A 12,636-nucleotide genomic window follows, 5' to 3' on the forward strand; every position below is an offset into this window, starting at 1 on the left:
CCTTTTTATTATTTATATTTAATCGCTTAAAAGATAGAAATAGGCTAAAAAACACACTGCTTTTAGGAGGACAATTTAGCGAAATTATCAATTTAGAATTTATAGAAAAGATAGACTTATCTATCATAATAATGAAAAAAGGACGCTTTTCAGCGTCCTAATTCTTCTCTATCTAAACTTTAAAAAATTAAAGTGCAGATTTTGCTTTTTCAACTAATGCAGCGAACGCTACTTTGTCGAATACAGCGATATCAGCAAGAATCTTACGGTCGATTTCAACAGATGCTTTTTTCAAGCCGTTGATGAATTTGCTGTAAGATAAACCATTTTGACGCGCTGCAGCGTTGATACGTGCAATCCATAATTGACGGAATTGACGTTTACGTTGACGACGGTCACGATATGCGTATTGACCAGCTTTGATCACCGCTTGGAAAGCAACGCGATACACGCGTGAACGTGCACCATAATAACCTTTAGCAGCCTTAAGAACTTTCTTATGGCGTGCTCTTGCAATAACACCACGTTTTACACGAGCCATTATTTAATCTCCTATGTAATATTTTTCTAAAATGAACTAATCGTACGTTTTGCTTAAATAACGGCTTATGCGTATGGTAAGCAAGCTACTACTAAAACTTGGTCTGCTTTCGCAACCATTGATTTATGACGTAAATGACGTTTACGTTTAGTTGTTTTTTTAGTCAAAATATGACGTAAGTGAGATTGTTTACGCTTGAAACCACCAGAAGCAGTTTTTTTGAAGCGCTTCGCTGCGCCGCGTACTGTTTTGATTTTAGGCATTGTTAAAATAACTCCGCATTTTTCGTTTAAAACAACATAATCAGGCGAACTTATAAAGTTACTTGGAAGCACTGATCATTTCCATCATAAGGCAAATTAAATTGCCTTTTCAAAAGCAGTTAGGCTGCGTAGTGTGCCCAACATGCAGTTGTCTTTTCATTTAAGTCAAACTTAAACAAAAAGATTTGCTGAGAAATCTCAGCAAAATTCTTATTTTTTCTTAGGTGCTAACACCATTACAGCCTGACGGCCTTCTAATTTACCTGGTGCAGATTCAACGACAGAAATTTCAGCTAAATCATTTTTTACGCGCTCTAATACATCAAAACCAATGTCTTGGTGAGCCATTTCACGACCGCGGAAACGCACAGTAATTTTCGCTTTGTCTCCCTCTTCTAAGAAACGGATTAAGCTACGTAATTTAACTTGATAGTCACCTTCGTCAGTGCCTGGACGGAATTTAATTTCCTTAACTTGCACAACTTTTTGTTTTTTCTTTTGTTCTTTAGCGGTTTTACTTTTCTCGTAAAGGAATTTACCGTAGTTCATAATGCGACAAACCGGTGGCTCAGCATTTGGGCTAATTTCAACAAGATCAAGCTCTGCTTGCTCTGCCATTTCTAGGGCTTGTTGAATAGAAACAATCCCTGCTTGTTCACCATCTTGGTCAATTAAACGAACTTCTTTTACACGAATCTCTTCATTGATACGGTTTGGGCGATTTACTGCCGGCGCTTTTTTTACGGTTTTAATAATCTTATTCCTTCTATTAGTTAATAGTAAAAATCTTTTCGCTAAAAATAAAAGATTTCAAATTTGTTGCCCGCAAGGAACGAGCAAAATCCCGCGAATTCTATAGTATTCACACCACTTATGCAACAAAATTTAGCCTTTAAGCGAAATTTCTACGCTTAAACTTTCGCCAAATTCAAGCAAGTGATGGATACGTGCAGTTTCTAAGCACAACATCGTTTGATAGCCAGTTTCACTCATTCCACTCATCTTTTTATGCCAAGGATTCCAAAGAACAAATTGGCTTGCATTATGATGATGCAATGCAATCGTACGATTGAAACTTTTATCTACGATTTGATTCTGCATTTTTTCTGCGGAATAAATGCAATCGACATTTTCAGAAATATGACGCGGTGACGAAACATTTTCTTGTTGTTGGTTTAAGCTATTAAAACAAGTTTCAGGTAAACCTTGTACTTCCACTTGATTAATATCCCCAATATTAAAATAGGTATGCAATGCTGCTTGTGCAGGTTCTTCGCCATAATGTGTGAAAGTTAAATGACATTTGTCTGTAAATACCATTACAATTTTAGCTTCGATAATATTTAAATCAGAAAACAACTCAAATTCTAACCGCACTTTATGCGCTGAAATATCGTAATGACTCAACTGCCATAAGCGAATACGAGCTGTGCCGTGTGCAGGTTGTTTTACGCCACCAAACCAAGGATAACAAATCGGTACGCCACCACGAATAGCATTGCCATTTTCGAAGGGTTCTACTTCACTTAACCATAATACATCTTGCTTCGCATTTTGCGGTTTCCAACTAATAAGCTGTGCCCCTTGCAAGGAAATTTTTGCCGTTCCAACAGCATGTTTTAAGTGAAGAACAGGGATATCATTATATTGAACTAAATTTAGCTCTGACGTTAATGTTTTAAGAAAAGTAATCTTCATATTTATTCCCTATATGAGATGAAAAAACCGCACTAAAGTGCGGTCTCTTTTTTCAAAGTTTTTTATTCTTCATTAAGTAATTTTAATTCACGATTTCTTACTTGATTTTTCAAGATTTCCGCAAATTCTTCCACTGTAAATGTACCTAAATCAGCACCTTTACGGGTACGTACGGCCACTTTGCCTTCTGAGATTTCTTTATCACCACAAACAAGCATATAAGGCACGCGACGTAAAGTATGTTCACGAATTTTGAAACCCACTTTTTCGTTACGTAAATCAGTTTTCACACGTAAACCTACATCAGAAAGCTGTTTTGCGACTTTTTGTACGTAGTCGGCTTGGCTATCGGTGATATTCATTACAACTGCTTGGGTTGGCGCTAACCATACAGGGAAGAAACCTGCATATTCTTCAGTAATGATACCAATGAAACGCTCAATAGAACCTAAAATCGCACGGTGAATCATGACAGGGGTTTTACGGCTATTATCTTCTGCCACATAAGTTGCATCTAAACGACCTGGTAATGCGAAGTCTAATTGCACGGTACCACATTGCCATTCACGGCCAATGCTATCACGTAATGCAAATTCAATTTTCGGACCATAGAATGCGCCTTCACCTTCTTGAATTTCATATTCAAGACCGTTGTGCGCTAATGCTGCTGCAAGGCCAGCTTCCGCACGGTCCCACATTTCATCTGAACCGATACGATTTTCAGGGCGAGTAGAAAGTTTTACTGCGATATTAGTGAAACCAAAGGTGCTATAAATGTCGTACACCATTTTGATACAGCTAGTTACTTCACTCTCAATTTGATCTTCAGTACAGAAAATATGTGCATCATCTTGAGTAAAGCCACGTACACGCATTAAACCGTGTAAAGAACCTGATGGTTCATTACGATGGCAAGAACCAAATTCCGCCATACGGATTGGTAAATCACGGTAAGATTTTAAACCTTGATTAAAAATTTGAACATGTCCCGGACAGTTCATCGGTTTAATTGCGTATTCACGGTTTTCAGATTGGGTTGTGAACATTAAATCTGCGTAATTTTGCCAGTGACCTGTTTTTTCCCACAATACGCGATCCATCATAAATGGACCTTTTACTTCTTGATAATCGTATTGTTTTAATTTAGTACGCACGAACGTTTCAAGTTCACGGAAAATTGTCCAGCCATCATTGTGCCAGAACACCATACCTGGCGCTTCTTCTTGCATATGATATAAATCTAATGCTTTACCAATTTTACGGTGGTCACGTTTTGCCGCTTCTTCTAAGCGTGTTAAGTATTCAGCAAGTTGTTTTTTATCCGCCCAAGCCGTACCATAGATACGTTGTAACATTTTGTTTTTACTGTCACCACGCCAGTACGCACCAGCAACTTTTTGTAATTTGAAATGCTGACAGAAACGCATATTTGGCACGTGTGGACCACGGCACATATCAATATATTCTAAGTGATGATATAACGCAGGCGTTGCAGTACGTTCAATGTTTTCATCTAAAATTGCCATTTTGTATGGCTCGCCGCGTTTTTCAAACGTATCACGCGCTTCTTGCCAAGTAACACGTTTTTTCACGACGTCATAATTGGTTTTTGCCAATTCCAACATTCGTTTTTCGATTGTATCTAAATCTTCTTGCGTTAAAGAGCGGTCTAAGTCGATGTCATAGTAGAAACCATTTTCAATGGTTGGGCCGATTGCCATTTTTACATCTGGGAATAATTGTTTAATGGCATGACCAAACAAGTGTGCACATGAGTGGCGAATAATTTCTAAGCCATCTTCATCTTTAGCGGTAATGATTTCAAGCGTTGCATCTTGGTCGATAACATCGCATGCATCACGACGCTCACCATTTACACGGCCTGCGATAGTGGCTTTAGCAAGACCCGCACCAATATCTTGTGCAACTTCAAGAACAGAAACAGGATGATCGAATTGACGTTGGGAACCGTCAGGTAAAGTAATAATTGGCATTGTTTTTTCCTTATACAGTGGTCACCCATACGAAAGGTGACGTGTTCGTTTAAAATTCTATAAAAAATTAACCGCACTTTTGCCCTATTTGGCTTCATTCCTACCATTGAACGAGCGAAATTAGGCAAAAAATGTGTGGCAGATTCTATCACTTTCTTAAGGTATTGTTAAATAAATGCACATATTTTACAGAAAGGACATAATGTTTTTCTGGCTAGGGCCTTTATATCCTAAAAATAAAGGCTAGAATAACCGCACTTTTAAAAGTGCGGTTTTTTTATGCTTTCTCTTTCACTAGCACCTATTTTGAAGTACATCTTGCATTTAATAACACATAAAAATATAATGATAATCGTTATCATTTATATTTTATTTAGTAAGGGAGTATACTATGCATCAAAAGAAACCGTTAATGTTGTTATTCTGCTCAACATTTGTTAGCCCATTTATTATGGGGCAAACTGTTGAAACAACCAACAAAAATATATTGCCCGAAATTGTTGTGTATGGTGACAACAATAAATCGCTTTCTTCCATTAAAACGCTCTCTTCTGCCGAGATAAGTAAAACGCCCACATCAAACGGTAATATCACTGATTACCTTCGTTCTAATCCCCATATTCGTTATGAAAATAGCGATCAAAATGGTTTTCAACGTGGTGAAATCAAACCTGAAAATATTTCAATTAACGGTGCCGATCCAAATCAAACCGCCTATTTTGTTGATAATGTCAATATAAATAATGATCTTGCTATTGATAACAGTATTTTTGACGGTTCTATGCAAGTTGTTCCAGGAATTAGTCACACTCAAGCTTATTTTTTTGATGCGACTATGCTTTCTAAAGTGGAAGTACAAGATAGTAATATTTCTGCTAGCTTGGGGGGCTTTATGGGGGGGGCCGTTATCGCTAAAACGAAGCAATATAGTGGCACTGATAGCATAAAACTTAAATATCGCACTACGCGTTCATCTTGGGCAAAAATGAAAGCAGATAGCGCAGCGCAAAAAATACTGAAGTTGGTACGTCCAGATGATGTCGGAGTGGCAGAATTACAACCTAAATATGATAAACAAACATTCAGTGTTGTAGCCGAAAAAAGTCTAGGTGACAATATGGGGATGGTTTTAGGCTATAGTCGTAGAACATCGTCTATTGAACAAAATCGTTTGATTGGTTACAAAACAGCAACCACAGAAGCACAACTAGATAAGCAAAATCATCAACGACTTTCCGATAATCTTTTATTAAATTTCAATTGGACACCGCAAGAAAAAGAGCGTATTGAACTCGGTTTACGTTATTCAAATTATAAAGAATTGAAATATTTCAAGGAAAATATAGATAACAACGTAAGCGATTATCATCAAGCTCTAGGAGCAACGCTTGCTTGGGTACATTCATTTGACTCTGGCGTTTGGACAAATACCTTAGCATATGATCGTTTTAAGGATAAGCGTAAATCAGTTTCAGCAGATGTTTCTTCTGTAAGTGTTGTACTAGATAATGGTCTTTCATACGACTATGAAAAAGGCGGATATGGCAACAGTCAATTAATTCAAGATAATTTACATTTTTCTACTGAATATGCAATGGAACCTTTTCATTTAGGTTCTACCGAGCATTCCATTTCTATCGGAAGCATTTATCAGGCAACAGAATATCAATTCTATCGTCTACAAGATGTTCATTCAAAAGTGGTTCAAGTGATTTTAGATGCAAATGGAAGTAATCCAACAGAAATGATCCTGTCGGATAGCACAACATCAAAAGGTCGGGTTAAAACTACCTATCAGAATATTGTGGCTTATGCTGAAGATCTAATAAAATGGAATAAATTTGAATTACGTCCTGGTATTCGTATTGAACGTGATGATTATTTAAAAAACAATAATATTGCCCCGCGCTTTGTTGCACGTTATCACCCTTGGGATGATACAGGATTTACATTGGGTTTAAATCGTTATTACGGTCGTTCTTTTGCTTCTTTAAAATTAGCCAATAGAATCTTAAAGATTAACGATGATTCAACACGTCAGCATCAGAACTTTTCATCCCTTAAAACGCCTTATGCAGATGAATTAAGCTTAAGCTTTGATCAGAATATAGGTAATTTAGCACTCAAACTTGGTTATATTCATCGTGATAATAAGAATCGTATTATGTTGAAGAAAGAATCGACAAAAAGTTTTTATATTAATGGTCATAACTTTGGTGTTGATGTTTATACTTTTCAACTTAACAATATTGAACCCTGGAAATTGGGTAAAACTTATTGGACAACATCACTCGGTTTTGATTGGCTAAATACAAAACGAGCAGATGTAAGTAATGAATTTGATCCAAATGAACCCGTCTATTTAGACGGAAAATTAATGACTCGTAGTCAAATGCTACAACAAGTTAATAGCAGTACAGAAGATTGGATTGCTCGTTTAGGTATTGATATGGAAATGCCAGATTACAATATCACTTGGTCTAATAAAGTGTATATGAAAGCCCCAATTCGTAGCTATGAGGAACTTGAGAGCAATGATAATGGCATTTCACGCTTCCGTAGCTATCACTATGGCAGACATACACAATGGGATAGTAGCATTCGTTGGCAGCCGACCATTCTAGGTAAACATAGTGTCTATTTGCAAGTAGATATTTTAAATGTACTCAATAAAACACGTAAAAATAAAGTCACTACTCTTTCCACTAGCGATGAATACGGTGTTTATACGCCTGGGCGTGAATTTTGGCTAGAAGTTGGCTATCAATTCTAATATTCTTCAATGTATAGGGCTTGTGGGCTTTGAAACATCCACCAGCCCTACTCTACACTCGTTTTACTTAGCGTAGAGTTTTCTTTTTTTATCAGGTGAAAATAATGAAAAAAATAACCGCACTTTTTTTGCTTATCTTTTCGTTAATTGCTTGTCAATCACTGAATCTATCACCCAATAGTGATTTACCTTTTGATCCAAATATTCAGCACGGTAAACTATCAAATGGTCTGCAATACTTTGTATTAAAAAATACTGAACCCAAAGAACGCGTTTATATTCGATTAGTGATCAATGCTGGGTCAATGCATGAAGATGACGATCAAAAAGGCATTGCTCATTTAGTTGAGCATATGGCATTTAATGGCTCAAAGAAATATCCGGAAAATCAAATTATTAATGCGTTAGAAAAACTTGGAATGAAGTTTGCACGAGATATTAATGCTTTCACCGATTTTGAAAATACAGTCTATACTTTAAATTTAGATAGCAACAATCAGCAAAAATTAGAATTGGCTTTTGATGTCATCAATGAATGGATGAATAATATTACTTTTTTGCCTAAAGATGTGGACGGCGAACGTGGCGTAGTACAAGAAGAATGGCGGAGACGTTTAAGCCCAATGCTACGTATTGGCAATAAGAAAAGTGCTATTGAAATGGCTGGTTCTCGTTATGTGTTGCGTGATCCTATTGGAGATATGGATATTATTAAAACAATTTCAGCTAAACGCGTAGCTGATTTTTACCACAAATGGTATCGACCAGATAATATGTCAGTAATTATTGTAGGCGATATTGATACAAAACAAGTAGTAAAATTATTAAAACAAAGCCTATCCCAAGAAAATCCAATTACTAAAACAACATTGGAAAAAATTGATTTTAATATTCCTCTTATCAACAAATGGCGACTAGATTCTATTTCTGAACAAGGCACAACAATTCCGAGTATTGAATTAAGTTTTTTTGAAAATACAATTGAAACCAATACATTAGCGAGTTATAAACAAGAATTAATTCATCAAATTACCACTCGATTACTTAACTTACGTTTACAGCAATGGGAAAAGGAAACAGAAAATGGAGTAGATTCTGCGAATTTTTATCGTACTCATTTAGGTAAAGAAACGCTACAAAGCATTTTTTCTCTCCAGCTTATAGATACACAATATTCAAAAACGATAGATAAATTATTTGCCTTTATTGCCAGTATAAAACAACAAGGTTTTACTCAAAATGAATTAAACGGCGAGATTAAGCGCTTAACTCAACTCAATGAAAAACAATTAAATATTCATTCTGGTAGTTTAAAAATTGCCGATGATCTCATTACTTCTGTGGCAAATAAACAAGTAGTATTGAGCGTAAATGATCGTTATGAACTCAATAAACGTTTTTTATCCCAAATTACATTAGCTGATTTACAACGCACGTTAAATCAAACCTTAGCATTAAAAGCAAAATTATTATTAATCACTCAACCCTTGCCACAAAAAGCCTTGCCTTTTGATATAGCAGAAATAGAAACTCGTTGGAACAATGCAATGAAAATGCAACAACATCAATGGGATGAAGAAAAACAACTCGAAAAATTACCGCACTTAATATTTAACACAGGCTCACTTTCTCAAGAAAAATACTGGGATCGCGGCGATATTTATGAATTTCGGTTAAGTAATGGAAGTAAATTGATCTACCACTATAGTGACAAAACTCCAAATCAAGTACATTTTCGTGCTGTTACTCAAGGTGGTTTACGTTCTATCCCAGATAAGGACTATCACTTATTACGTGCTGCCGTTAGTGTAGTTGATGAAACAGGTGTTGGAGAACTTTCTCTTTCTGCGGTTAATCAAATTTTTTCGCGCGATCCATTGGTAATTGCAACTGTGATTGATGATGATAAACAAGGTTTTACTGGTGTATCTAAACCTAAAGATTTGGAAAATTTACTGACATTGTTTCGCTTAAAATTACGTTCTTCTCCTATATCTGATCTTGCCTTAGAAAAATATCGACGTGAAACCCGTGATTATTTCAAACAGATTGATTTAGAAACACAATTTATGAAAGCCGTTTCAAAACTACGCTTTCCAAATATTGAAACTGTCTATACTCAAAAACAAGCACAGCAATTAGCATTTGATAAAAACCAATTAAGTAACACTTATCAACGTTATATTTTAGATAAAACAGATTTTACCTATTTTATTATTGGTGATATTGAACTTAATCAAGTAAAGAAATTGGCAGAACGTTATTTAGCTTCTGTTGAATCAAAAACTCAGATACGTCACTTTATCCCAACTATTATTCATACACCAACTCAATCATTTATTATGAATGGCTTGAAAGAACCGAGAGCTGATGTAGAAATATACCTTACCGCAGATAATACTTGGCGAGCGGAACAAAAATATTTATTCAATATTCTTGCGGATATTGTGCAAGAAAAATTACGCTTAATTCTACGTGAAAAAGTTTCAGGTGTTTATTCTGTAAATAGTTGGTTTATGCAAGATGTTCATACACCACAAATTGAGGGAAAAATTGAATTTAGTTGCGATCCTAAGCGAGTAGAAGAACTTACGCATATTACAAATCAGGTGCTAGATGATATTGTAAAAAATGGCATTGATGAAAATTTATTACGTAAAAAACTAGCAGAACAACATACTCAGATTCGACGCGAATTTGATTCTTTAGTTTCAGTTGCTTCGATTATTGAAGAAAGTTACTGGCAACAAGATAATCCAAATGCTATTTACACCTATCAACATTTAGATCAGTTAGCGACAAAATCTGCAATAGACGCGTTGGCGCAAAAAGCCCTAAAAAAATCAGGCAGATTTGTCAGCGTATTAAAAGCAACTACTGATTAGAAAATAAATGAAATCTCAATAGATCTGAAACAGATAAAAATAACGGTGATCGATTAAACAATCACCGTTAATTTTGTAATTTGAAATGCTGACAGAAACGCATATTTGGCACGTGTGGGCCACGGCACATATCAATATATTCTAAATGATGATATAACGCAGGCGTTGCAGTACGTTCAATGTTTTCATCTAAAATTGCCATTTTGTATGGCTCGCCACGTTTTTCAAAGGTATCACACGCTTCTTGCCAAGTAACACGTTTTTTCACGACGTCATAATTGGTTTTTGCCAATTCCAACATACGTTTTTCGATGGCATCTAAATCTTCTTGCGTTAAAGAGCGGTCTAAATCAATGTCATAGTAGAAACCATTTTCAATAGTTGGACCGATTGCCATTTTTACATCTGGGAATAATTGTTTAATGGCGTGACCAAACAAGTGTGCACATGAGTGGCGAATAATTTCTAAACCATCTTCATCTTTAGCGGTAATGATTTCAAGCGTTGCATCTTGGTCGATAACATCGCATGCATCACGACGCTCACCATTTACACGGCCTGCGATAGTAGCTTTAGCAAGACCCGCACCAATATCTTGTGCGACTTCAAGAACAGAAACAGGATGATCGAATTGACGTTGGAAACCGTCAAGTAAAGTAATAATTGGCATTGTTTTTTCCTTATACAGTGGTCACCCATACGAAAGGTGACGTGTTCGTTTAAAATTCTATAAAAATTAACCGCACTTTTTCTCTACTTGGCTTCATTCCTACCATTGAACGAGCGAAATTAGGCAAAAAATGCGTGGCAAGTTCTATCACTTTCTTGACGTATTATTAAATAAATGCACATATTTTACAGAAAGGAAATAATGTTTTTCTAGCTAGGGGCTTTATATCCTAAAAATAAAGGCTAGAATAACCGCACTTTTTAAATACCCAGTTAAGGAATAAAAATGAGCAACGTATTAGTATTAAAATCTAGCATTTCAGGAAATAACGCCCAGACCAATCAATTAGCCGATTATGTTATCGAAAAATTACAAGGTAATCATATTGTGGTACGCGATCTAGCCCAACAACCACTTCCATATTTTGATGCCACAGCAGCAACAGCTGTACGCGGTGAACCTAAAAATAATGAAGAAAAACAACTTCTTGCACTTTCCGATGAATTAGTCTCCGAATTAAAAAATGCAGATACTTTGGTTATTGGTGCGCCAATGTATAATCTTGGCATTCCAACACAATTAAAGACTTATTTTGATTTTATCGCACGTCCACGTGTTACTTTCCAATATACGGCAAACGGCCCTGAAGGGTTATTAAAAGGTAAAAAAGCGATTGTGTTATGTGCATTTGGTGGGTTGTATGATGAAGAAAATTTGGTGACCCAGTATATGAAAGCTATTTTGGGCTTTATTGGTATCACCGATGTAAAATTTGTCTATGCAAAAGGTATCGGATTAGGCGCTGAAGCCATTGAAAAAGCACAAGTATCAGCAAAAGCAAAAATTAATGAAATTATTACCACTCTTTAAGCCTTAATTTTATTTCACCTAAAACTTATAAAATGACTGCACTAGATAGATTCAAATACTTCTGGTGTAGTTTTTTTATAGAAAATAAAATTCCTACATTTTCTTCATAAATTTATATATTTTTTTGTACTAGTGTAGTAGTATAAAAATATTCTACATAAGAAAGGAGAAAATGATGTCTAAAATTGCCCTTATTACTGGCGCTACTGCAGGATTTGGTACTGCAATCTGTAGAACGCTTATTCAAGCTGGATATTTTGTAATTGGTACCGGCCGTCGTAGTAAACGTTTGGCTTCATTAAAAGCTGAATTGGGTGAAAAATTTCTTCCTCTTGCTTTCGATATATCTGATCGACTAGCGACTCAAGAAGCAATTACATCTTTACCTACACAATGGAAAAATATTGATTTACTCGTTAATAACGCAGGATTGGCTCTTGGCTTAGAATCTGCCGATAAAGCGAATCTAGATGATTGGGAACAAATGATTGATACCAATATTAAAGGATCGGTGAATATTACTCGATTCGTTTTGCCTCAAATGGTTGTACGAAATATGGGCCATATTATAAATATTGGTTCAATAGCAGGTAATTATGCTTACCCGGGTGGTAATGTATATGGTGGTACGAAAGCTTTTGTTAAGCAATTTAGTTTAAATCTAAGGGCCGATCTCGCGGGTAAAAATATTCGTGTAACAAACTTAGAGCCGGGCCTTTGTGGTGGAACAGAATTTTCTAATGTGCGCTTTAAAGGTGATGATGAACGAGCAGAAAAAGTTTATGAAAATGTGCAATACGTTACACCACAAGATATTGCAAACATGGTTTTATGGCTCAATCAACAACCAGAACACGTTAATATTAATCGCATTGAAGTGATGCCAACTGCTCAAACTTTTGCACCTCTTAATGTGGCAAGAAATTCAAATTAAAACAATAA

The 12,636-nt window shown here is 35.8% G+C and carries 9 protein-coding genes and 1 pseudogene; 4 read left to right on the forward strand and 6 right to left on the reverse strand.

Annotation, left to right across the window (positions count from 1 at the left end; genetic code table 11):
- Positions 1-187: 187 nt before the first annotated feature.
- The 5 genes from rplT to thrS all read right to left on the reverse strand — a co-directional run bounded on the left by rplT (position 188) and on the right by thrS (position 4,496).
- Positions 188-541, reverse strand: coding sequence for a 50S ribosomal protein L20 (rplT, locus tag KP710_RS00935; RefSeq protein WP_005596075.1), 354 nt, complete (start codon positions 539-541; stop codon positions 188-190).
- 65 nt (positions 542-606) lie between these two features.
- Complete coding sequence (gene rpmI, locus KP710_RS00940) at positions 607-804, reverse strand: 50S ribosomal protein L35 (RefSeq protein WP_005596065.1); 198 nt, start codon at positions 802-804, stop codon at positions 607-609.
- 210 nt (positions 805-1,014) lie between these two features.
- Entirely contained in the window at positions 1,015-1,560 is a 546-nt protein-coding gene (infC, locus tag KP710_RS00945; RefSeq protein WP_444546724.1) for a translation initiation factor IF-3, read from the reverse strand.
- Between the two features lie 129 nt (positions 1,561-1,689).
- A complete protein-coding gene (locus KP710_RS00950; RefSeq protein ID WP_215770852.1) occupies positions 1,690-2,502 on the reverse strand; it encodes a D-hexose-6-phosphate mutarotase in 813 nt (270 codons plus the stop codon).
- Positions 2,503-2,564: 62 nt separating this feature from the next.
- Positions 2,565-4,496, reverse strand: a complete 1,932-nt coding sequence (gene thrS, locus KP710_RS00955; protein ID WP_215770853.1) for a threonine--tRNA ligase — start codon at positions 4,494-4,496, stop codon at positions 2,565-2,567.
- 451 nt (positions 4,497-4,947) lie between these two features.
- Between thrS and KP710_RS00960 the strand changes: the two genes are divergently transcribed.
- On the forward strand, positions 4,948-7,269 hold the full coding sequence (locus KP710_RS00960) for a TonB-dependent receptor plug domain-containing protein (protein ID WP_252346361.1): 2,322 nt from the start codon (positions 4,948-4,950) through the stop codon (positions 7,267-7,269).
- Positions 7,270-7,373: 104 nt separating this feature from the next.
- Complete coding sequence (locus KP710_RS00965; RefSeq protein ID WP_140524263.1) at positions 7,374-10,154, forward strand: M16 family metallopeptidase; 2,781 nt, start codon at positions 7,374-7,376, stop codon at positions 10,152-10,154.
- A gap of 73 nt (positions 10,155-10,227) precedes the next feature.
- Here the strand turns inward: KP710_RS00965 and KP710_RS00970 are convergent.
- Positions 10,228-10,824: pseudogene (locus tag KP710_RS00970) on the reverse strand (TGS domain-containing protein); the annotation flags it as partial.
- A gap of 285 nt (positions 10,825-11,109) precedes the next feature.
- On the opposite strand from KP710_RS00970, the gene KP710_RS00975 reads away from it, so the two are divergent.
- Together KP710_RS00975 and KP710_RS00980 are read left to right on the forward strand one after the other, a co-directional pair.
- Positions 11,110-11,694, forward strand: a complete 585-nt coding sequence (locus tag KP710_RS00975; protein WP_140524476.1) for an FMN-dependent NADH-azoreductase — start codon at positions 11,110-11,112, stop codon at positions 11,692-11,694.
- Between the two features lie 175 nt (positions 11,695-11,869).
- Positions 11,870-12,628: an SDR family oxidoreductase gene (locus KP710_RS00980; RefSeq protein WP_140524474.1), complete on the forward strand. Its 759-nt coding sequence runs from the start codon at positions 11,870-11,872 to the stop codon at positions 12,626-12,628.
- Positions 12,629-12,636 lie beyond the last annotated feature (8 nt).

This window comes from Haemophilus sp. SZY H35, assembly GCF_018829705.1.
In the GTDB taxonomy this organism is placed as follows: domain Bacteria; phylum Pseudomonadota; class Gammaproteobacteria; order Enterobacterales; family Pasteurellaceae; genus Haemophilus; species Haemophilus haemolyticus_K.

Excerpts from the sequence above, each read along its gene's own strand:
- KP710_RS00960 (WP_252346361.1), top strand. The coding sequence starts at position 4,948 with ATGGGGCAAACTGTTGAAACAACCAACAAAAATATATTGCCCGAAATT.
- thrS (WP_215770853.1), bottom strand. The coding sequence starts at position 4,496 with ATGCCAATTATTACTTTACCTGACGGTTCCCAACGTCAATTCGATCAT.
- KP710_RS00980 (WP_140524474.1), top strand. The coding sequence starts at position 11,870 with ATGTCTAAAATTGCCCTTATTACTGGCGCTACTGCAGGATTTGGTACT.
- rpmI (WP_005596065.1), bottom strand. The coding sequence starts at position 804 with ATGCCTAAAATCAAAACAGTACGCGGCGCAGCGAAGCGCTTCAAAAAA.
- KP710_RS00950 (WP_215770852.1), bottom strand. The coding sequence starts at position 2,502 with ATGAAGATTACTTTTCTTAAAACATTAACGTCAGAGCTAAATTTAGTT.
- rplT (WP_005596075.1), bottom strand. The coding sequence starts at position 541 with ATGGCTCGTGTAAAACGTGGTGTTATTGCAAGAGCACGCCATAAGAAA.
- KP710_RS00975 (WP_140524476.1), top strand. The coding sequence starts at position 11,110 with ATGAGCAACGTATTAGTATTAAAATCTAGCATTTCAGGAAATAACGCC.
- KP710_RS00965 (WP_140524263.1), top strand. The coding sequence starts at position 7,374 with ATGAAAAAAATAACCGCACTTTTTTTGCTTATCTTTTCGTTAATTGCT.